The organism is Nonomuraea soli (genome assembly GCF_013761175.1).
In the GTDB taxonomy this organism is placed as follows: Bacteria; Actinomycetota; Actinomycetes; order Streptosporangiales; family Streptosporangiaceae; genus Nonomuraea; species Nonomuraea soli.
In genome coordinates this window covers 942,279-963,095 of record NZ_JACDUR010000002.1, presented here as the reverse complement: position 1 = coordinate 963,095, position 20,817 = coordinate 942,279, and the positions used below count along the sequence as shown (strand labels likewise).

19 protein-coding genes are annotated in these 20,817 nt (G+C 71.7%); 9 read left to right on the top strand and 10 right to left on the bottom strand.

All coding sequences use genetic code 11. The features are described from left to right. Window positions 1-21 precede the first annotated feature (21 nt). A complete protein-coding gene (locus HNR30_RS11550) occupies window positions 22-519 on the top strand; it encodes a MarR family winged helix-turn-helix transcriptional regulator (RefSeq protein ID WP_181609750.1) in 498 nt (165 codons plus the stop codon). On the opposite strand, the gene HNR30_RS11545 is transcribed toward HNR30_RS11550, so the two are convergent. From HNR30_RS11545 to HNR30_RS11535, 3 genes are read right to left on the bottom strand one after another with little or no spacing between them, the layout of a single operon-like run. Next, window positions 440-1,693, bottom strand: a complete 1,254-nt coding sequence (locus HNR30_RS11545; protein ID WP_312894351.1) for a cytochrome P450 — start codon at window positions 1,691-1,693, stop codon at window positions 440-442. The genes HNR30_RS11550 and HNR30_RS11545 overlap by 80 nt on opposite strands. Then, the gene (locus tag HNR30_RS11540) at window positions 1,671-2,960 is read right to left on the bottom strand and encodes a glutamine synthetase family protein (RefSeq protein ID WP_312894350.1); all 1,290 of its coding nucleotides are present in this window, start codon (window positions 2,958-2,960) and stop codon (window positions 1,671-1,673) included. Before HNR30_RS11540 ends, HNR30_RS11545 begins: the two co-directional genes overlap by 23 nt. 60 nt (window positions 2,961-3,020) lie before the next feature. Further along, window positions 3,021-3,842 (bottom strand): enoyl-CoA hydratase-related protein, encoded by an 822-nt coding sequence (locus HNR30_RS11535; RefSeq protein WP_181609749.1) that lies wholly within the window; start codon window positions 3,840-3,842, stop codon window positions 3,021-3,023. A gap of 83 nt (window positions 3,843-3,925) precedes the next feature. Between HNR30_RS11535 and HNR30_RS11530 the strand changes: the two genes are divergently transcribed. Beyond that, window positions 3,926-4,840 (top strand): LysR family transcriptional regulator, encoded by a 915-nt coding sequence (locus tag HNR30_RS11530; protein WP_181609748.1) that lies wholly within the window; start codon window positions 3,926-3,928, stop codon window positions 4,838-4,840. On the opposite strand, the gene HNR30_RS11525 is transcribed toward HNR30_RS11530, so the two are convergent. Genes HNR30_RS11525 through HNR30_RS11515 form a run of 3 tightly spaced genes read right to left on the bottom strand, consistent with a single transcriptional unit; the run spans window position 4,815 to window position 8,076 of the window. Next, on the bottom strand, window positions 4,815-5,627 hold the full coding sequence (locus tag HNR30_RS11525; RefSeq protein ID WP_181609747.1) for a serine hydrolase: 813 nt from the start codon (window positions 5,625-5,627) through the stop codon (window positions 4,815-4,817). The genes HNR30_RS11530 and HNR30_RS11525 overlap by 26 nt on opposite strands. Next, entirely contained in the window at window positions 5,624-7,147 is a 1,524-nt protein-coding gene (locus HNR30_RS11520) for an N-acyl-D-amino-acid deacylase family protein (protein WP_181609746.1), read from the bottom strand. Before HNR30_RS11520 ends, HNR30_RS11525 begins: the two co-directional genes overlap by 4 nt. After that, complete coding sequence (locus tag HNR30_RS11515; RefSeq protein WP_181609745.1) at window positions 7,144-8,076, bottom strand: S66 peptidase family protein; 933 nt, start codon at window positions 8,074-8,076, stop codon at window positions 7,144-7,146. Before HNR30_RS11515 ends, HNR30_RS11520 begins: the two co-directional genes overlap by 4 nt. A gap of 132 nt (window positions 8,077-8,208) precedes the next feature. Between HNR30_RS11515 and HNR30_RS11510 the strand changes: the two genes are divergently transcribed. The 7 genes from HNR30_RS11510 to HNR30_RS11480 all read left to right on the top strand — a co-directional run bounded on the left by HNR30_RS11510 (window position 8,209) and on the right by HNR30_RS11480 (window position 16,092). Beyond that, entirely contained in the window at window positions 8,209-8,703 is a 495-nt protein-coding gene (locus HNR30_RS11510; RefSeq protein ID WP_220133411.1) for a nucleotidyltransferase domain-containing protein, read from the top strand. A 45-nt stretch (window positions 8,704-8,748) separates the two neighbouring features. Beyond that, window positions 8,749-9,636, top strand: coding sequence for a transglycosylase SLT domain-containing protein (locus HNR30_RS11505; protein WP_181609743.1), 888 nt, complete (start codon window positions 8,749-8,751; stop codon window positions 9,634-9,636). Window positions 9,637-9,672: 36 nt separating this feature from the next. Further along, on the top strand, window positions 9,673-10,722 hold the full coding sequence (locus HNR30_RS11500) for a hypothetical protein (RefSeq protein ID WP_312894349.1): 1,050 nt from the start codon (window positions 9,673-9,675) through the stop codon (window positions 10,720-10,722). After that, a complete protein-coding gene (locus HNR30_RS11495; RefSeq protein WP_181609742.1) occupies window positions 10,719-12,155 on the top strand; it encodes a hypothetical protein in 1,437 nt (478 codons plus the stop codon). Before HNR30_RS11500 ends, HNR30_RS11495 begins: the two co-directional genes overlap by 4 nt. Then, complete coding sequence (locus HNR30_RS11490; RefSeq protein WP_246378021.1) at window positions 12,152-13,504, top strand: AAA family ATPase; 1,353 nt, start codon at window positions 12,152-12,154, stop codon at window positions 13,502-13,504. The genes HNR30_RS11495 and HNR30_RS11490 overlap by 4 nt, the downstream gene beginning before the upstream one ends. Window positions 13,505-13,613: 109 nt before the next feature. Further along, window positions 13,614-15,608 carry a glycosyl hydrolase family 28-related protein gene (locus tag HNR30_RS11485; RefSeq protein ID WP_181609740.1) on the top strand — a complete coding sequence of 665 codons (1,995 nt, stop codon included), beginning with the start codon at window positions 13,614-13,616 and terminating at the stop codon, window positions 15,606-15,608. Between the two features lie 10 nt (window positions 15,609-15,618). Beyond that, window positions 15,619-16,092, top strand: a complete 474-nt coding sequence (locus HNR30_RS11480; RefSeq protein ID WP_181609739.1) for an MmcQ/YjbR family DNA-binding protein — start codon at window positions 15,619-15,621, stop codon at window positions 16,090-16,092. A gap of 6 nt (window positions 16,093-16,098) precedes the next feature. Here HNR30_RS11480 and HNR30_RS11475 read toward each other — a convergent pair whose 3' ends face one another. From HNR30_RS11475 to araB, 4 genes are all read right to left on the bottom strand, one after another. Beyond that, window positions 16,099-16,965 carry an exodeoxyribonuclease III gene (locus HNR30_RS11475; RefSeq protein ID WP_181609738.1) on the bottom strand — a complete coding sequence of 289 codons (867 nt, stop codon included), beginning with the start codon at window positions 16,963-16,965 and terminating at the stop codon, window positions 16,099-16,101. Window positions 16,966-17,082: 117 nt separating this feature from the next. Further along, window positions 17,083-18,540: an L-arabinose isomerase gene (gene araA / locus HNR30_RS11470; protein WP_181609737.1), complete on the bottom strand. Its 1,458-nt coding sequence runs from the start codon at window positions 18,538-18,540 to the stop codon at window positions 17,083-17,085. Then, a complete protein-coding gene (locus HNR30_RS11465; RefSeq protein WP_181609736.1) occupies window positions 18,537-19,184 on the bottom strand; it encodes an L-ribulose-5-phosphate 4-epimerase in 648 nt (215 codons plus the stop codon). Before HNR30_RS11465 ends, araA begins: the two co-directional genes overlap by 4 nt. Further along, window positions 19,181-20,782 (bottom strand): ribulokinase, encoded by a 1,602-nt coding sequence (gene araB / locus HNR30_RS11460; protein ID WP_312894347.1) that lies wholly within the window; start codon window positions 20,780-20,782, stop codon window positions 19,181-19,183. The genes HNR30_RS11465 and araB overlap by 4 nt, the downstream gene beginning before the upstream one ends. Window positions 20,783-20,817 lie beyond the last annotated feature (35 nt).

The following is a 20,817-nucleotide window of genomic DNA, read 5'->3' as shown; positions in this document are numbered from 1 at the left end:
GACCGAATATAATGACGCTTCATGACCGGCCACCACACCATGCGCCAGACGGAAGAGGCGATCGCCGAGCGCCTCGGCGCGCTGAACCTCGACTTCGAGGCCATGTGGGCGGTGTCGAACATCTACCGCGCCTCCTCGGCCATCCGCAACCACCTGGAGCGGACGGTCCTGCGCGACACCGGGCTGACCTGGACGGGGTTCGTGGTCATGTGGGTGGTGTGGATCTGGGGCGAGAGCGAGACCCGGCACGTGGCCGCCGAGGCGGGCATCTCCAAGGGCACGCTCACCGGCGTGATCAAGACGCTGGAGTCCTACCGGCATCTGCGCCGCTCCCCGCACCCGACCGACAGGCGTCGCGTCATGGTCGCGCTGACGGCGACGGGCGAGCGGCTCATGCGCGAGCTGTTCCCCGACTTCAACCGGCAGGAGGCCTTCGTCGTCAAGGAGCTGACGGGCGAGCAGCGCCGGGAGCTGGCCGGCTCGCTGCGCCTGGTCCTGGAGCACCTGGAGCGCGCCTGACCGGCAGCTCGGCGATGCCGTGGATGAAGTTGGAGCGCACCCTGCGCACCGGGCCCGCGAACTCCAGGCCGGGCAGGCGCGGCAGCAGCTCCTCGAACAGCACGCGAAGCTCCAGCCTGGCCAGGCCGGCGCCCAGGCAGTAGTGGGGACCGCCCTTGCCGAACGTCAGGTGGTCGTTGTCGGCGCGGGTGACGTCGAAGCGGTACGGCTCGGCGAAGACGCGCTCGTCGCGGTTGCCGGAGGCGAACCACATGACCACCTTGTCACCGGCGCGGATGCGCTTGCCGTACATCTCCACGTCGCGGGTGGCGGTGCGGCGGAAGTGGTAGACCGGCGAGGACCAGCGCAGGCACTCCTCCACGCCGGTGCCGGGATGCTCCAGGAAGAGCTCGCGCTGCCCGGGATGCTCCATCAGCGCCATCATGCTGTGCGAGATGGCGTGGCGGGTGGTCTCGTTGCCGGCCACGACGAGCAGCAGGAAGTAGTTGTCGAAGTCGCGGCCGTCGAGCTCGCGGGCCAGCTTGCTGACCAGGTCCGTGCCGTCGCCGCCGCGCCGGCGGGCGGCCAGGCGCCTGCCGTACTCGAAGACCTCCTGCGCGGCCGGGCTACGGAAGGGCAGGTCGCGGTAGGCCTCGTTGTCCGCCAGCTTCTCCGGGTCGGTGTTCTCGATGATGGCGTTGCCCCAGTCGATCAGCCGCTGGGTGTCGGGCACGTCGAGCATGCGGGCCAGCACGTTGATCGGGAAGTCGGCGGCGATCTCCTTGACGAAGTCGAATTCCGTCGTCTTCAGGTTGTCCAGGGTGAGGCCGACCAGGCCGCGCAGGAACGTCTCGTAGCCCGCGACCGCGCGGGCGGTGAAGTCGCGGACCAGCAGGCGGCGCAGCTCGCGGTGGCGCGGGCCGTCGGTCTCCAGCATGGAGCGCCGCCGGGCGGCCTGCTGCTCGTCCACCTCCTCCAGGTTCGTGAACTTGTCCGAGGTGAAGGTGACCGGGTCGGCGCTGACCTTGACGATGTCGGCGTGCCTGGTCAGCGACCAGAAGCCGCGCCCGTGCGCGCCCTCGTCCTGCCAGTGCAGCGGGTCGTGGGCACGCAGCTCGTCGAAGGCGCGCCACGGGGTGACCCCGTCGAGGAAGTTGCCGGGGTCCGACAGGTCACAGATGGTAGGCGTACTCACGGAGCTCCCAATCGGTCACGTGCCGGGAGAAACGTTCGACCTCGTCGCGCTTGTAGGACAGGAAGGCGGCGGTGAACTCCTTGCCCAGCACCTCGGCCAGCTCGGCGTCGGCCTCGAAGGCGTCGAGCGCGGCCGGGAGCGTCATGGGCAGCGTCGGCGAGCGCTCCGGGTCGTAGCCGTAGCCTTCGAGGGGCTCCGGCGGCTCGGCCTTGTCGCGGATGCCCAGGTAGAGGGCGGCCACCAGGGCGGCGATGCCGAGGTAGGGGTTGGCGGAGGCGTCACCCAGGCGCACCTCCAGCCGGGCGGCGTCGCCACGCTCCGGCGGGATGCGGATCATCGCGCTGCGGTTGTCGAGGCCCCAGTCGTTCAGCCACGGCGCCAGGGTGTCGGGTCCGAACCGCTTGTAGGAGTTGATGGTCGGGTTGAGCAGCGCCGCCAGCGCGGGCGCGTGGGCGATCACGCCGCCGATCGCGTGCCGCGCCGTCCGGCTCAGCCCGTACGGCGAGGCCGGGTCGTCGAAGACGTTGCGCCCTTCCGCGTCCAGGCACGACAGGTGCACGTGGAAGCCGGAGCCGCCCTCGTCGTTGAAGGGCCTGGCCATGAAGGTGGCGTTCAGCCCGTCGCGTCTGGCCAGCTCCTTGACGGCGCTCTTGAGGCGGAAGGCGCGGTCGGCGGCGTCGAGGGCCTCGGAGTGGGTGAGGTTGATCTCGAACTGGCCGGGCGAGAACTCGTGGCAGCCCATCGTCACGCCCAGCCACTTCAGGGCGCGCATCGTCGCGATCAGGTGGCCGCCCTGGTCGCCCTTGTTGCCGACGACGTACACGTTGCCCGGTCCGCCGTCGTAGCGGGTGCCGTCGGGGTTGATCAGGAAGTATTCGAGTTCCGGCCCCGCGACGGCGGTGAGGCCGAGCTCTCCCAGGCGGGCGATGGCGGCGCGCAGCACCTGACGCGGGTCCTCGGGGAAGGGGCGGCCGTCGGGCCAGTAGGCGTCGGCCAGGCAGTGCGCGACGCCGTCCTGCCACGGCAGGACGGCCAGGGTGGCGAGGTCGGGCCTGACGACGATGTCCGGCAGGCCGCGGTCCAGTCCGCCCGGCACGGGCACCACGTCGGCCTGCGGCGAGGTGTAGTAGACCGCCTGGCAGAAGGTCAGGCCGTGCTCGGGGAGGCTGTCGAGGAAGACGTCCTTGCCGCGTTCGACGCCGATCAGGTCGGGGTAGCAGATTCGCACGATGTCGACGCCCGCCTGCCGTAATCGCTCGACGGTCACCTGAGCTCCTCTCGTTTGGCCGCAAACAATACGCCGGGAGATCAGGGCCGACAAGACACGCTAGGGCCATTCGGGCAGTGACTCCGGCAGGTCCTTGGAGACCGCCATGGGGAAGTCGGCGGGCCGTTTCTCCAGGAAGGCGGTGACGCCCTCGGCGGCGTCGGGCGCCCTGCCGAGCGCGTGCATGAGTGCCGAGTCGGCCTCGTGCGCCTGCCAGGGCGACGACCACGACAGGCCCGCCCACATCAGCCGCCTGATGGTCGCCACCGACACGCCCGAGGTGTTGTCGGCGATCTCGCGGGCCAGCTCGTAGGCGGCCGGGAGCAGCTCCGCGTCCGGCACCACGCGGGAGACGAGCCTGCCGCGCAGCGCCTCCTGCGCGCCGAACACCCTGCCGGTCGCGGCCCACTCCATCGCCTGCGAGATGCCCACCAGCCGGGGCAGGAACCAGCTGGAGGCGGCCTCGGTGACGATGCCGCGGCGGGCGAACACGAAGCCGAAGCGGGCGCTCTCCCCCGCCAGGCGCACGTCCATCGGGAGCGTCATGGTGGCGCCGACGCCGACGGCGGGCCCGTTGATCGCGGCGATGACCGGCTTGAGCGAGGCGGCGATGCGCAGGGCGACCATGCCGCCGCCGTCGCGCTGCGGCTCGCTCCTGGCCGAGGAGAAGGTGCCCCCGCCGCCGCCCAGGTCGGCTCCGGCGCAGAAGCCGCGGCCCTTGCCGGTCACCACTACGGCGCGCACGTCGTCGTCGGCGTCGGCCAGGTCGAAGGCGGCGATGAGCTCGTCGCGCATGCGGAGGGTGAAGGCGTTGAGCCGGCTCTCGCGGTTGAGGGTGATGGTGGCGACGCGGCCGGCCACGGCGTACTCGATCTCGTCCATGCGCCAGAACTATATTCGGCTCCGTCCCTCGTCAAGCGCCCCTGCCGGTCCCGCGGGCCGGGCGGGACGCTAGCGTCTGGCGCATGCTGGCAACCCACCGTCTGCGTGTCCTCCTGGAGGTCCACCGCGCCGGGAGCATCGCGGGCGCGGCGCGCGAGCTGCGGCTGTCGCCCTCCGCCGTCTCCCACCAGCTGGCCAGGCTGGAGGAGGAGACCGGCGTCGGCCTGGTCGAGCGGGGCGCGCAGAGCCTGCGGCTGACCACCGCCGGGCGGCGGCTGGCCGTGCGCGCGCAGGAGGTGCTCGACCTGCTCCAGGCCGCGGAGAAAGACCTCCTCGCTCAGGCCAGGGCCGACTCAGGGCAGCTCAGCATCGGCTTCTTCGCCTCCGCCGGCTACCGGCTGCTGCCCACCGCGCTGGGGCGCTTCGCCGGGCGTCATCCCGGCGTCGAGCTCGATCTGCAGGAGGGGCAGCCGCACGAGCTGCTGCCCGCGCTGGAGCGCGGCGACATCGACCTGCTCGTGGTGTTCGAGCATCCGCTGGATCCCTGGCAGGCGCCGGTCGGGGTCGAGGTGGTGCCGCTGTTCGAGGAGCCGCAACTGGTGGTGCTGCCCTCAGGGCATCCCTCGGCACGACAGGCCAGGCTGCGGTTGTCGGACCTGGCGGCCGAAGCGTGGATCACCACCTACGGGACCGGGACGCCGGTGTTGTCGGTGCTGGAGCGCGCGGCCGCCCTGGAGGGGTTCACGCCGCGCATCCGGTGCCGCAGCGATCACTACGAGGTGACGATCGGGCTGGTGCGGGCGGGGCTCGGAGTCGCGCTGGTGCCCGGACTCGGAGTCCAGGGGGCGTCGGGCGTCGAGTTGAGGCCGGTCCAGGGGGAACGGCTGCACCGGCGGATCGGGGTGGCGGTGCGGCCCACGAACCCCAACCCCGCCGTGCGCGCCTTCATCGCCTGCCTGCGCGAGGCCGTGGTCACGGCAGCAGCGGCCGGGCGATGAGGCGTCCTGCCTGCCGTACGGCACGCACGAGGTCGTGTTCGCGTCCGGCCGGTCCGTGGGCCAGGACGGCGTAGGCGACGGTCGCGTCAGTGCCGATCATGACGCCCACGTCGGTGCGGGTGCCGGCGTCGGTGCCCGTCTTGTTGGCCACCCAGACCGTGCCCGGCTGGGAGTGCTCGGGCCGTTCGCGTGACTCGGGGTCGTGCGGCACGAGGGCCGGGGCCAGGCTCCTGTCGGTGTTGGCGGCCATCCACGACACCATCAGCCTGGCCCAGCCCTCGTCGCCGGTGACCTGGGCGGCCAGGTGGGCGAGCTCGGCGGCGGTGCCCAGGGCGAAGGCGGGCGGGTGCTCGGGCAGGCGGGGCTCGCGGATGCGGTCGAGCAGGCGGGTCGTGGACAGGCCCAGGGAGCGGGCGCCCGCGTTCACCTCGTCGAGGCCGACGCGGCGGAGCAGGGCGTTGGTGGCGGTGTTGTCGCTGACGGCGGCGGTGAGCAGGGCCAGGTCGGCGACGCTCCACGAGGTCCGGGACAGCGCGGTGAGCAGGCCGGAGCCGGAGCAGCGTTCGCCGGGGCGCACCTCGACGATCTCGGCGGGGTCGAGGGTGCCGGAGTCGATGCGGCGGGCGGTCTCGGCGAGCAGGAGCAGTTTGCCCACGCTGGCCAGGGGGAGCTCGGTGTCCTGGTGCACGCCGAGGCAGGTGTCGCCGTCCGGGCCGGTCGCGGCGACGGCCAGGGTGCCGGGGCAGCGGGCGGCCAGCTCGGCGAGGTCCTCAGGCCGGGCGGTCATGCGCGCAGCGGCCTTCCCGGACGGGCCGGCGTGACGGCGCCGCCGGAGACCACGATCTCGCCCGCCACCACGACCAGCTCGATCCCGTCGGGTGGCAGCAGCGGCGAGCCGTACCCGGCGCGGTCGGCCACCCTCGCGGGGTCGAACACCACGAGGTCGGCGTGAGCCCCGTCGCGCACGAGACCGCGCCCCTGGAGCCCGAAGCGGGCGGCGGCCAGTCCCGTCATCCTGCGCACCGCCTCCTCCAGCGACAACAACCGCAGCTCACGAGCGTAGTGCCCGAGCACGCGGGCGAAGGTCCCGGCCCAGCGCGGGTGCGGGCGGCCGGGCTTGGGCACCCCGTCCGACCCGATCATCGCGTGCTCCCAGGCCAGCACCCGCCGGACGTCGTCCTCGCGCATGGAGTGGCTGATGATGGTGACCTCTCCCCCGGCCAGCAGGTCGGCCACCACGTCGAGCGGGTCCTGCGCGCTGGCGCCGGCCAGGTCGGCGATGCGGCTGCCCTCGACGGCGGGCAGGTGGGGCGCGCACGCGACGGAGACGCGGTCCCAGCCGCCGTTGCCGACGGTGTTCTCCCAGCCGGGCACGCCCACGGCGATGGCCTCGCGCATGCGCTCGCGCTGGGCGGGGTCGGCCAGCCGTGACTGGAGCGCCGCGAAGCCGCCTTCGTTGGCCCACGGCGGCAGCATGGCCGACAGGGAGGTGCTGCCCGCGATGTAGGGGTAGACGTCGCAGGTGACGTCCATGCCGTCCGCCCGCAGCTCGGCCATGCGGGCCAGGGTGCGCGCGGTGCGGCCCCAGGCGTGGCGTCCCGCGCTCTTGTGGTGGGAGACGTGCAGGGCCGCGCCGCTGCGGCGGGCGATCTCGACGGCCTCCTCCAGGGCCCGCTCGACGCCTGCCATCTCGTCGCGCAGGTGGGTGACGTACGGCTTGCCGTACCGTGCCGCGATCTCGGCCAGGGCGGCCACCTCGCCGGTGTCCGCGTAGGTGCCGGGCGTGTAGATGAGGCCGGTTGACAGCCCCGCGGCTCCGGCGCGCAGGTCGGCGTCGAGCAGGGCGCGCATGCGGTCGAGCTCGCCGGGTGTGGCGGGGCGGTCGGCGTGCCCGACGACGGCGGCGCGCAGGGTGCCGTGGCCCGACAGGGAGGCGATGTGGTTGGCGCGCGGCGTGCCGGTGTGGGCCTTGGCGAAGGCCTCGAAGTCGGGGTGGCGCGGCGTGGGGAAGAGGCTGGTGCCGCAGTTGCCGCAGATCTCGACCGTGACGCCCTGCCGCACGGCGGCGTGGGCGAGCCGGTCGTCGGGCGGTTCGAGGAGGGTGGCCTCGTCGGAGTGGGTGTGCACGTCGATGAAGCCGGGCGCGACCACCAGGCCGGTCACGTCATGGGTGGTGGCCGCGGAGGCGGGCGCGCCGGGCGGCAGGACGGTGAGCCTGCCGCGGGCGGCGCCGACGTCGGCCGGGCGCAGGGGCGTGCCGGTGCCGTCGGCGAGCTGGGCGCCGCGCAGCAGCAGGTCGAAGCTCACGACGACAGCACCGGTTCCAGGAAGGTGAGGGTGCCCGTGCCGGTGTCGAGGCGGGCGCGCACGCCGATCGGGTAGGTCTGCTGCGCGATCCCGTGCCCGATGTCGGCGCCGGCGAGCACCGGCACGCCCAGGTCGCTGAGCCTGTCGACGAGCAGGCGCTCGACCTCGCGCGGTTCGCCGCAGTCGGTGAAGGTGCCCAGCAGGATCGCCGCGACCCCGTCGGTGTAGGTGGAGCGCCGCAGCTGGGTGATGATCCGGTCCAGGCGGAACAGCTTCTCGTCGACGTCCTCCAGGAACAGGATGCCGCCGCGCGCGGGCAGGCTCGTGTCGGTGCCGATGGAGGCGGCCAGCAGGGTGGCGGTGCCGCCCAGGGTGACGCCCTCGGCCACGCCGGGCACGATGGTGCGCGCGTCGAGGAAGGTCAGCCCGCCGACCTCGGCCGGGGTGAACAGCAGGGTCATGAGGGTGTCGAAGTCGAAGCGCCCCGGCCCCTGGTGGAAGCCGTTGCAGGCGACCATGGGGCCGAACAGCGACACCCAGCCGAGCTTGACGGCGATCGCCTCCAGTAGCGCGGTCACGTCGGAGTAGCCCACGACGACCTTGGGGCGGGCGGGGTCGATCCTGCTCCAGTCGAGCAGTTCCAGGGTGCGCTGCATGCCGTACCCTCCGCAGGCCAGGAAGAGCCCGGCGTAGGCGGGGTCGGCCAGGGCGGCGGTCAGGTCGGCGGCGCGCAGCCGGTCGTCGCCCGCCAGGTAGTCGTAGTCGACGCCCATCTCGCGGGCGGAGGCGAACACGTCGGGCTTGAGCCCGACGTGTTCCATGGCGCGCAGTCCCGCTTCGAGGTTGGCCTGGTCGGCCGGGCTGCTGCCGCTCACCACCGCCACCCGGTCGCCGGGACGAAGCGCGCGCGGACGTCGAAAGCCTGTCATGCCCCGATGATGACGAGTCCCGATCTTCGACCCCAAGCGAGGTGCATGCTTACGTGCCTGAGCACGCAAATCTTCGACGCTCGGCCGGAAAGTCGGTGGACGGATGATCGGCGGTTCTGGCACGGTGTGCGCGTGTTCGAGACTGCCGAGGTGTTGCGGGTCCTGGCCCTTCTGCGTGCCGCGGGCTGCCAGGTCTGGGTGGGCGGCGGCTGGGGCGTCGACGCCCTGCTGGGCCGCGTGACGCGCGACCACGGCGACCTCGACCTCATGCACCGCTCCGAGCAGGAGCCCGTCGTGTTGGAGACGCTCGGCCGTGTCGGCTACCGCGAGGTGTTCGACATCGTGCCGGGACGTCCCGCCCGCTTCGTGATGCGCGGCGAGGCCGGGCACGAGATCGACCTGCACCCGCTGACCTTCCAGGCCGACGGCTCGGCCCTGCAGCCCGCCGACGACCGGGGCGGCGCCTTCCGCTACCCGGCCGACTGCTTCGTGGAGGGCGCGGTCCACGGCGCCCGCGTGCCGTGCCTGTCGGCGGCCCAGCAGCGGCACTTCCACTCCGGTTACGAGCCGCGCGAGCGCGACCTGCTCGACATGGCGGCGTTGCGCGCGGTTTATGGGGATTCCTGACACTCGCGGAGCCGGGCCTGTCATCCTCCGCTACCGTAAGGCGGCATGAGACTGGTCACGGCATCCCTGGCGACCCTGCTGCTCACCGGATGCGGCGGAGTGGCCGCGGCGCCCAGGTCCGCCACCCCGCTGACCAGCACCACCCCGATTCCCGTGCCCGAGTCGTCGCCGGTCGCGCCCGCCGCCGACGTGCGCATCCCCACCGATCCCGCCAAGCTGGCCGCCGCGCTGAAGCAGACCACGCCGCGCCTGCACGCCGCCCTCGACGCGTGGGACAAGAGCAGCGAGCCCTCGAAGCAGCTGCAACTGCTCGCCCTCCACCAGCAGCGCGCCTACCGGACGATGGCGCGCAGCTCGAAGCTGGCCACGGCGACCATCGCCAGGCTGCCCCAGGCGCTGCGGGCCGAGGCGCGAGACAGCGTCACCGCCGTCTCCAAGCTGCTGTCGATGGCCCATCCCATCACCGCCGCGCAGCGCGGGAAGCTCAAGTTCGTCGACCCGCTGCCCGCCAAGCGGCTGCGCGGTCACATGGTCGCCGCCGAGAAGCGGTTCGGCGTCGACTGGCAGGTGCTGGCGGCGATCATCCTGGTGGAGACGAAGTTCGGCCGCATCACCTCCTCCAGCTCCACCGGGGCGCAGGGGCCGATGCAGTTCATGCCGGGCACGTGGAAGGCGTACGGCATGGGCGGCGACGTGCACGACGCCCGCGACGCCATCATGGCCGCCGCCAACTACCTCAAGGCCACCGGGGCGCCGCGCGACTATCGCAAGGCGATCTGGCACTACAACCACGACACCCGCTACGTCGACGCCGTGCTCGCGCACGCCGCCGCCATCGAGCGCGACCCGGAGGTCTACTACGCCTACTACAACTGGCAGGTGTTCGTGCTGTCGTCCAAGGGCGACGTGCGCATGACCGGTCCGGGAAAGTAGGACGGCACTCCCGGCGGGCCGCTACGCTCAAGATCTGTGACCCTGCCCGCTGACCCGCCCGCTGACCTGCTCGCTTCCGTCAGAGGCGATGCCGCGCCCGTCGACCACAACGCGCGCAGCATCGCCGCGCTGGCCGCCAATCCCGGCTGCGACCGGCGCGCGGTGCTCGACGCCGCGGGCGTCGACAAGGACCGCACCGCGGCGCGGCTGGGCTTTCCCGCCCGCTTCGGGCAGTCGACGTTCGCCATCACCCGGGCCAGGGCCTTCGAGGCGCAGGTGAAGGCCGGCGGCGCGGCCGAGCTGGCGCGGCTGGTGGGCGAGCGCCTCGGGCTCGGCCCCGTCACGGCGCGCTACGAGGACCTGCGCGGAGCCGACGCCGCCACCCGCGCGGCGGTGACGGGCGACGCGGCCGGCCCGGCCCTCCACGACCATCCGCTGCTCGGCGTGGAGATCGCCGGGCAGCGGGTGACGCTCGACCCCGACGTGGTCCTCTTCGCCGCCGGCGGCCGGTTCCACGTGGTCGCGATCAAGTCGTTCCCCGTGATCGACGGCCAGGCCGACGGGCGCAAGGTGGCCGCCGCGGCCCGCGAGGCGGCCGTGTACACCCACGCCCTGACCGAACTGGCCGGAACCGGCCGGGTCTCGCACGAGGTCGTGCTCGTCTGCCCGGAGAACTTCGCCAACCGCCCCACCGCCACGCTCGTCGACGTGCGCAAGCAGCTCGGCGTGCTGCGCCGCCAGCTGTCGCGCCTGACCCGCGCCGCCGACCTCGTGCCGGAAGGCGTCTCGTTCGATCCCGGCAACGAGCACCTGGAGCGCGACATCGCCTGCATCGGCGCACGCTACGCGCCCGAATGCATGGCGGCGTGCGAGCTGGCCTTCTTCTGCCGCCACGAGGCACACGGCAGCACCGACCGGCTGGGCCGCACCGTGCGCGACGAGGTGGGCGGCATCGCCGGGATCGAGGCCGTGCTCGCGCTCGCCGACGGCGGCGACCCCGCGGGGCACCCGGAGATCGCCGAGCTGCTCCGCTTCGCCAGGTCCGTGCGCGAGGAGATCCTGATCCCCGCGGGCGGCGACCGGTGAGCGTGCTGACCGCCCTGGCCAGGATCGAGGCGGTACGGCAGGGCCGCGCGCAGCGCGTGGCGACCGTGCGCCACGTGCACCTGGCCGAGCGCCCGATGGTCGTCATCCCGCTCGGCCTCGCCGGTGAGGCCAACGCGCCGCTGGGCGCGCTCGTCGGCGCCGACCGCGAGCATCCGGCGCTGCTGACCGTGCCGCAACCGCGCAACCGTGACCTGCGTTTCGCCTTCGCCGCGGAGCTGGCCGGGCTGCTGGTGCCGTATCTGGAGGGTTTCTCCGGCGCCACGGAGACGGTCGAGCCCAAACGCGGCGAGCCGTACGAACGCAGCCTGGACGCGCCGCAGCTGATCGTCCCCAACCGGCCGGGCGCGGCCTTCCTGAAGCTGCTGGGCCGCTCGACCCGCTTCCGCAGGACCGACGGGCCCTATCCGGTCGATCCGGGCGTGCCGTCGCTGGGCCGGTGGCTGACCTTCCTGGCCGACCGGTCGGAGCATCCCGGCTCGTGCCTGCTGCTGACCGCGACCGAGGCGCTGTCGCTGCACTGGGCGACCGGGCAGAGCTCACTGGAGGACGCCAACCTGGGCGCCCTGCTGGGCTGGATCACCGACGGGCCGCAGGCGGCGCTGCGTGCGGAGGACCCCGCCCACCTGCCGCCCGCCGGGCCCGCCACGGATCCCGGCTTCGACAACGCGGTGCTGGAGCCCCTCATCCGCGCGCACGACGAGGGCACCCCGGTCGAGGAGAAGATCGCCGACGCCCTGCTGACCCAGCTGGAGCCGACGTGGCGGCTGGTGTGGCAGGCCGTCGACCTGCTGCGCGAGCTGCCCGCCGGAGCGAGCGTGGCCTCCCGCTGGGAGGGCGACCGCGCCTCCTACACCGGCTTCGCCGCCTCCTTCGCCGAGTCCCACCCGCAGCCCCGCCGCGACAGCGCCGTCGCCGCCGCGGCCCGGCTCGACAAGCTGGAGCGCGCCCAGGCCGGCTACGAGGTGGCGCGAGCCTTCGACGACCCGCTGCTGATGGCCGAGCACCGGCTGAAAGGGCAGGCGTTCACCGGCGAGGTGGTGGGAGCCGAGCCGGGCAGGATCGTGCTCAGCGACAAGAACCGCAAGCTGCTGCGCCCGCTGGTGACGGTCTCGACCACCGACCCGGTACGGCTCGCGGCCGGCGACGAGGTCACCTGCGTCGAACGCCCCGAGCTGGGCGGCACCGTGCACACCCTCGACGGCGCCCTGATCACCGTCGAGATCTCCAAGGGCATGGGCACGCTCACCAAACCCGCGCCGCTTCCCGAGGGCAGGGTCGCCTTCACGACCCTGAAGAGGGACTTCCAGCAGCCCGCGACCTTCCCCGAGCGGGAGGAGACGCCCTGGACGCACGGCGGGCCGCCGCCCGAGTACGTGCCCGCCGAGGAGGACGCCGTGGAGGAATGGGCATGACGATCGTCGATGAGGTGCTCGCCGACCTGACGAGCCGCCGGCATCGCGGGGTGATCGTCGACTCGCCTCCCGGGGCCGGCAAGTCGACGCTCGTCGTCACCGCCGCCCGCCACCTGGCCGCGCTCGGCGAACGCCTGATGATCATCGCGCAGGTGAACGAGCAGGTCGACGACCTGATCGACCGCCTGTCGTCCAAGGAACCCACGCTCGCCATCGGCCGCCTGTCGGCCACCTCCTACAAGCCCAGCGAGCGGGTGCTGCGGCCCAACGTGACGATCGCCGGCAAGGTCGGCGAGCTGGGCGAGCCCGCGGTGACCATCGCCACCTCCGCCAAGTGGGCGACGCTGAGCGACGGGCGGTGGGACTGGGCGATCGTCGACGAGGCCTACCAGATGCGCTCCGACATGCTGCTGCGCGTGGCCGGGCGGTTCGAGCGGGCGCTGTTCGTGGGCGATCCCGGGCAGCTCGACCCGTTCTCGCCGGTGGAGGGCGAGCGGTGGACGGGGTTGTCGTGGGATCCGGTGCAGAGCGCGGTGTCGGTGCTGCGGCGGCACAACCCGGAGCTGCCGGTGCACCGGCTGCCGGTGTCGTGGCGGCTGCCCGCCTCGGCGGCGCCGGTCGTGTCCGACGCGTTCTACCCGTTCACCGGCTTCACCTCGGGAACCGGGTTCGGTGACCGGCGGCTCGAGTTCCCCGCCCTTGAGGCTGCCATGGGGTCCGCGACGGGCTCCGGCACGGGGTCCGCCAGCGGGTCCGCCACCGGGTCCGCGGTCGACCTCGCCATGGGGTCCGCCGTCGACCTCGCCATCGACGAGGCCGCGTCGTCGGGGTGGGCCCTGCTGGAGCTGCCCGCCCGTCACACCATGCGCACCGACGCCGAGGCCGTCGAGGCCATCGTCCGCCTCGTCGCCCGGCTGCTGGAGCGCGGCGGCACGACGCACGACGAGCACGGCTCCCGGCCGCTGACCGCCGACCGGGTCGCGGTCGGCGCCGCCCACCGCGACCAGGTCGCCGCCATCAGGGCGGCCGGTCTGCCCGCCGGGGTCACCGTCGACACCGCCAACCGGCTGCAGGGCCGCGAGTACGACGTGACGGTCGTCCTGCACCCCATGTCGGGCCGCCGCGACGTCACCGACTTCCACCTCGCCCCCGGACGGCTCTGCGTGCTGACCTCACGGCACCGCCACGCGTGCGTCGTCGTCGCCCGCGCCGGCATTCCCGACGTGCTCGACGCCCACCCGTCGACCGAGCCCGTGCACCTGGACGTGCCGGTCGCCTTCCCTGACGGCTGGGAGGCCAACCAGGCGCTGCTCGCCCATCTCGCCAAGCATCGGATCTCATGTCCATGACCGTTGATTGCAAATACATAGCAACCATCTGAAAAATACTGCGCATCTCTTGTGAGATGTCTGCGCGTCGCCTACTGTCGGCTCACCCCCCGACAGAAACGAGTGTGCGATGCGCGCTTTAGCGACAGTTCTGACGGCCGCGGCGGTCCTGGTGGCCGGAACTCCCCCGGCCGTCGCCCAGGCTCGGGCGCAGGCTCCGGTGGTGACCAGGGCGGCGCTCGACCCCGCTCTGGTGGCCGGGCGAGGCGCCGGCGTGGCCTTCGCCGAGCAGGAGGCGGAGAACGCCGCGACCAGCGGGACGGTCATCGGGCCGGACCGCACGGCCTACACGCTGCCGTCGGAGGCCTCGGGGCGGAAGGCGGTCAGGCTCGCGCCGGGCCAGCACGTCGAGTTCACGCTGCCGAGCGCGGCCAACGCGATCACCGTGCGCTACAGCATCCCCGACTCCCCCGGCGGCGGGGGCATCACCGCGCCGCTGGAGGTGAGCGTCAACGGGCGCGACAAGCGCATCATGACGCTGACCTCGCAGTACTCCTGGCTGTACAACCAGTACCCGTTCAGCAATGACCCCCAGGGCGACCTGCTGCACCCCGACTGGTGGGTGACCGAGTGTGCGTGCGTGCCCGCCGCGACCGACCCCAGGCCGGTCTTCGCCAAGCCGTTCCGTCCCTCGCACTTCTACGACGAGCAGCGGCTGCTGCTGGGCAGGAAGTACCAGGCCGGTGACCGGGTGCGGCTGACCGCGGCGGCGGGCGCCGAGTGGACGGTGATCGACCTGCTCGACAGCGAGCTCGTCGGCCTGCCGTACGTGAACCTGAAGGCGGCGAACGTGCTGCTGTTCGGGGCCGACCCGAGCGGGCGGCGCGAGTCGGCCGACGCCTTCGACAAGGCGATCGCCTTCGCCAAGCGCAAGGGGCTGAAGGTGTACGTCCCGCCGGGCGTCTACCAGGTCAACCGGCACATCGTCGTCGACGACGTGACCATCGAGGGCGCGGGCAACTGGTACACGATCATCAGGGGCAAGCAGGTCACCCTCGACGAGCCGCTGCCCGACGGTTCCGTGCACACCGGCGTCGGCTTCTACGGCAAGCCCGCCTCCGAGGGCGGCAGCCGCAACGTGCACCTGAAGGGCTTCGCGATCGAGGGCGACGTGCGCGAGCGCATCGACACCGACCAGGTCAACGGCATCGGCGGCGCGATGAGCGACTCCAGCGTCACCGGCCTGCACATCCGCCACACCAAGGTCGGCCTCTGGTTCGACGGGCCGATGTCGAAGGTCAGGATCAGCGGCAACATCATCGTCGACCAGATCGCCGACGCCCTGAACTTCCATACCGGCGTCACCGACTCGGTCGTGTCGAACAACTTCGTCCGCAACACCGGCGACGACGGCCTCGCGATGTGGTCGGAGAAGTCCGCCAACGCCCGCAACGTCTTCGACCGCAACACGATCCAGACGCCCGTGCTCGCCAACGGCATCGCGATCTACGGAGGAACGGACAACACGATCTCCAACAACCTCGTCGCCGACCCGATCCGTGAGGGCAGCGCCATCCAGGTCGGCTCCCGCTTCGGCGCCGAGCCCTTCACCGGCTCGATGTGGATCACGAACAACACGACCGTGCGCTCCGGCACCTTCGAGCTGAACTGGAAGATCGGGCTGGGCGCGATCTGGTTCTACGCGCTGGAGAAGAACATCGAGGCCGACATCCAGGTCGTGGGCAACCACTTCCTCGACAACACCTACAACGCGATCATGCTGGTCAGCGAGTGGTCGGTGAAGGACCTCTACTCGATCAGCAACGTGCACTTCAAGGACATCCGCGTCGACGGCACCGGCACGTCGGTCGTCAGCGCCCGTGTGAAGGGCTCGGCCACCTTCGAAAACGTCGACGCCCGCAACGTCGGGGCGGTCGGGGTGAACAACTGCGGCTCGTTCAACTTCCCGCCGACCGGCTCGGAGTTCTCCCTGAACGACCGGGGCGGCAACGACGGCGGATGGCTGGCGCCGTGGATGCTGCCCAACACCATCACCTGCGACGACCGCCCGCCCGTGGTCGCCCCGCCGGCGCCGTCCCCGTGGATTGTCGGAGGCGGCTCCTAAGCTGAGTGGCATGGTCGCCACGTGGACGGACGCCGACGTCTCCCGCGTGCACGCGCGGCTTCTCGACCTCGTCTCCGGGCTTCCGGGGGTCGAGGTCGAGGAGTCGTTCGGGCACGTCTCCCTCATGGCCGGGCGGCGCAGGATCGCCTGGTTGCTGCTCGACCACCACGGTGACGGGCGGCTGGCGCTGGTGGTGAAGGCGCCGCCCGGGGAGCTGGAGACGCTGATGGCCGGCGACGGGGAGAGGTATTTCCGCCCCGCGTACGTCAGGCATTGGGTGGGGGTGGAGATGCACGCCGTCACGCCCGACTGGGCGGAGGTCGGGGCGCTGCTGGAGCAGGCGTGGCGCATGGTGGCGGGTAAGCGCGCGGTGGCCGCCTACGACGCGGCCAAGGGCGAGACCGAGCGCAAGGGTGAGACCGAGCGCGAGACCGAGGACGGAGGCGAGGGCGCAGGCGAGGGCGCAGGCGGAGGCGCCGTCTGACGGTCGTCAGTCCGGAGACTGGGGCAGTTTCACCGTGCCGCGGCGCTTCGAGGGTGCGGAGGGCGGGGGGACGACGGGGCCGATGTCGCCGTCAGGGGCCTCGTCGAGGTCGACGATCACCGGGGCGTGGTCGCTGGGCCCCGTGCCCTTGCGTGCCTGGCGGTCGACCCACGCCGCGCGCACCCGCTCGGCGACGGGCGTGGAGGCGAGCACCAGGTCGATGCGCATGCCGAGGTCCTTGTGGAACATGCCCGCCCGATAGTCCCAGTAGGTGAAGATCCGGTTGTCGGGCCACCTGTCGCGGACGACGTCGTGCAGCCCGAGCGCCTGCAGGTCGGCGAGGGCGGCGCGTTCGGGGGCGGTGACGTGCGTCGAGCCCACGTAGGCCGCGGGGTCGAAGACGTCGGCGTCGGCGGGGGCGATGTTGACGTCGCCGCACACCATCGCCTCCCTCGGCCCCGTCTTGACCACCTCACGCAGCGCCGCCAGCCAGGCGAGCTTGTAGTGGTAATGGTCGGAGCCGGGCGTGCGGCCGTTGGGCACGTAGACCGAGTGCACGCGCACCCCGCCGCAGGTGGCGGCGACGACTCTGGCCTCCTGATGAGGGAAGCCCGGCCCGCCGGGCAGGCCGGTGACGACGTCGTCGAGGCCGACGCGCGACAGCACGGCCACGCCGTTCCACTGCGGCTGGCCGTGCGCGGCGATCTCGTAGCCGCGGGCGGCCAGCTCGCCGCCGAGCAGCTCGGTGAAGGCCGCGTCGGAGAGTTTGGTCTCCTGCAGGCAGACGACGTCGGGCTTGCGCTGGTCGAGCCACGGCAGCAGGCGTGGCACGCGCTGCTTGACGGAGTTGACGTTCCAGGTCGCTACACGCACCTGTCCCACGATAGACCGCGGGGGTGACAGGGAGATGTGGCGGCGCTCCAGAACCTGGTGGCCGTACGGCGGGCGGCTCCCTCTCCTCCGGGCGGCGGGAGAAGAGGGAGGATGACCTCAGAACCCCTGGGCGAGGCGGTAGTAGGCCTGGTTCCAGCGCAGCTCCTTGGCGAACTGGCGCGGCGTGGTGTCGCGGTCGATGACGACGAGTTCGACGCCGAGCATGTCGGCCAGGTCCGTCAGTTCCTCGGCGCCCACGGAGGTCGAGAGCACGGTGTGGTGCGGGGCTCCGGCGGTGAGCCAGGCCTCGGCGGAGGTACGCAGGTCGGGGCGGGGGCGCCAGATCGCTCGGGCGACGGGCAGGTTCGGCAGCGGCCGCAGCGGCGCCACCAGATCGACCTCGTTGGCCACCAGCCGGAACCGGTCGCCCAGATCGGCCAGCCCGACCACCACGCCAGGACCCTGGGCGGCGTCGAAGACCAGACGGACCGGGTCCTCACGGTTGCCGATGCCCAGCGGGTGGATCTCGCACGACGGAGTGCCGGCCGCGATCGACGGGCAGACCTCCAGCATGTGCGCGCCCAGGATCAGCTGCTCGCCGGGCACCAGATGGTAGGTGTAGTCCTCCATGAAGCTGGTCGCGCCGCCCGGGGCCATCGCCTTGAGGGTGCGCACCAGGACCGAGGTCTTCCAGTCGCCCTCGCCACCGAAGCCGTAACCGTCGGCCATCAGCCGCTGCACGGCCAGGCCCGGCAACTGGCGCAGACCGCCGAGGTCCTCGAAGTTGGTGGTGAACGCCTTGAACCCGCCTGATTCGAGGAAGCCGCGCAGGCCGATCTCGATACGGGCGGCGTAGCGCAGCGACTCGCGCCGGTCGCCGAGCAGCTCCGGGGCCACCCGGTAGAGCTCTGCGTACTCCTTGACCAGCGCCGAGACGTCCGCGTCCGCCACGGCGTCGACGGCTTCGACCAGGTCGTTGACGCCGTAGGTGTTGACCGAGACCCCGAACCGCAGCTGCGCCTCGACCTTGTCGCCCTCGGTGACGGCCACGTCGCGCATGTTGTCGCCGAAGCGGGCGAGTTTCAGAGTTCTGAGCTCGTTGAAGCCTCTGGCCGCCGCGACCCAGGCGTTGACGCGTTCCGCGACGGCGGGGTCGCTGACGTGTCCGGCGACCGTCTTACGCGCCACCCCCAACCGCGTCTGAATGAACCCGAACTCACGATCACCATGCGCGGCCTGGTTCAAATTCATGAAATCCATGTCGATCGACGCCCACGGCAACTCGACATTGGCCTGCGTATGCAGATGCAGCAACGGCTTACGCAACGCATCCAACCCCGCGATCCACATCTTCGCCGGCGAGAAGGTGTGCATCCACGCGATCACCCCCGTACACGCGTCATCGGCGTTGGCCTCCAGCATCACCCGCCGGATCGCCGCCGCATCCGTCAGCACCGGCCTCCACTCCACCGCCACCGGTAGCGCAGAGGCGATCGCCTGCGACTGCTCAGCCACCTGCGCGAGAGTCTCCTCGCCATACAGATGCTGGCTGCCGGTCAGGAACCAGATGCTCATCGGGGGCTCCTTTGTCCATACACGTTCTGGTAACGGTCATACAGCCGGTCGACATCGGCCCGCGCGATCGGCACCGGCTCACCCAGCTGACGGGAGATGTGCACGGTGCGGGCCACGTCCTCACACATCACCGCCGCCTTCACCGCCGCCCGCGGAGTGGCGCCGATGGTGAACACGCCGTGATTCCTCATCAACACCGCAGGCGAACGATGACCCTTCAGCGTGGCCACGATGCCCTGCCCGATCGAGTCGTCACCGATCAACGCGAACGGCCCCACCGGGATCTCCCCGCCGAACTCATCGGCCATCGCGGTCAGCACACACGGAATCGCCTCATCCCGGGCCGCCCACGCCGAAGCGTAGGTGGAATGGGTGTGCACCACCCCACCCACCTGCGGCATGTGCCGGTAAACGTAGGCGTGCGCGGCGGTGTCACTGGACGGGGCATGCTCACCCTCCACCAGGTTGCCGTCCAAGTCGCAGACGACCATCGCCTCCGGGGTGAGCTCGTCGTAGGACACCCCGGACGGCTTGATCACGAACAGGTCCTCGCCCGGAATCCGGCCCGACACATTCCCCGCCGTCCACGCCACCAGATGGTTACGCACCAGCTCGGCGTGCAAGTCACAGACGATCTTCCTCATGCGCGGTCCCTCAACGCCCGCAACCCGTGCAACACCCTGCCATCGGCGAAGGTGTCATGCAGCTCGCGGTAGACGGCATACAACTGGTCATAGGCATCCGCCCGCTCCGCATCCGGCTCGTAAGCCTTCTCGACCCGCTTGCCCATCGCCTTGGAGGCCTGCTGAATGTCCGGATACGCCCCCGCCGCCACCGCGGCGTGAATCGCCGAACCCAGCGCCGGGCCCTGATCGGAACCGATCACCGACAACGGACGACGCAGCACATCGGCGTAGATCTGCATCAAGAACGCGTTCTTCAACAACCCGCCGGCCACGATGAACTCCTCCACCGCCACCCCGGCCGCCTCGAACGCCTCCACGATCACCCGAGCACCGAACGCGGTCGCCTCGACCAACGCCCGATACACCTCCTCCGGCCGGGTCGCCAGCGTCTGACCCACGATCACCCCGGACAGGTGATGGTCGACCAGCACCGAACGGTTACCGTTGTGCCAGTCCAGCGCCACCAGCCCGTGCTCACCCACCCGCTGCCCAGCCGCCAGTTCGGTCAGCTCCTCGTGGGTACGGCCGACCTGCTCAACCCACCAGCCGAAGATGTCACCCACCCCCGACTGGCCCGCCTCATAACCCCACAGGCCCGGCACGATCCCATCGGCCACCACCCCGCACATGCCCGGCACCTCGGCCAGCCGATCCGACGGCATCACATGACAGGTCGACGTCCCCATGATCGCCACCATCTGCCCCGGCCGCACCGCATCGGCCGCCGCCGAGGTCACATGCGCATCCACATTGCCGACCGCGACCGCGATCCCCTCCGGCAGCCCCGTCCACGCCGCCGCCCGAGCACTCAGCCGCCCGGCCAGCCCGCCCAGCGGCGCGAGCGGCGCGGTGGCCAGCTTGTCCACGAACCCCTCGAAACCGGGGTTGAGCGCCGCCAGGAACTCCCGCGACGGGTAGCGGCCGTCCTGAAAGATCTCCTTGTAACCGGCGGTGCACACATTGCGTGACTCCACCCCCGTCAGCTGCCAGACGATCCAGTCGGCCGCCTCGATCCACCGCTCAGCCCTGCCATACAGCTCAGGATCCTCTTCGAGCAGCTGCAGGCCCTTGGCGAACGCCCACTCCGCCGAGATCTTCCCGCCATAGCGCGGCAACCACGCCTCACCCCGGGCAGCGGCCAGCGCGTTGATCCGGTCGGCATGCGCCTGAGCGGCGTGATGCTTCCACAACTTCGGCCACGCGTGCGGCCGATCCGGCTCGGCGACACACAACGGCTCACCCTCGGCGGTCGTGGGCAAGATGGTGCACGCGGTGAAATCGGTGCCGATCCCGATCACGGAGGCCGGATCCACGCCCGCGGCGGCGATCGCCTCCGGCACGGCGGTCTTGAGCACCTCGATCCAGTCGTGGGGCGACTGCAACGCCCAGTCAGGTCCGAGCCGTACGCCGGAGCCGGGCAGGTGCTCCTCGATCACCGCGTCGCCGTACTCGTGCACGGCGCTCGCGAGCTCCGCGCCGTCGGCGGCGCGGACTACGACGGCGCGGCCGGACAGCGTGCCGAAGTCGACGCCGATGACATGGCTGTTAGCGTTCACATCCTGCTCCAACTCTCACTCTCGTCCGAGGTGTC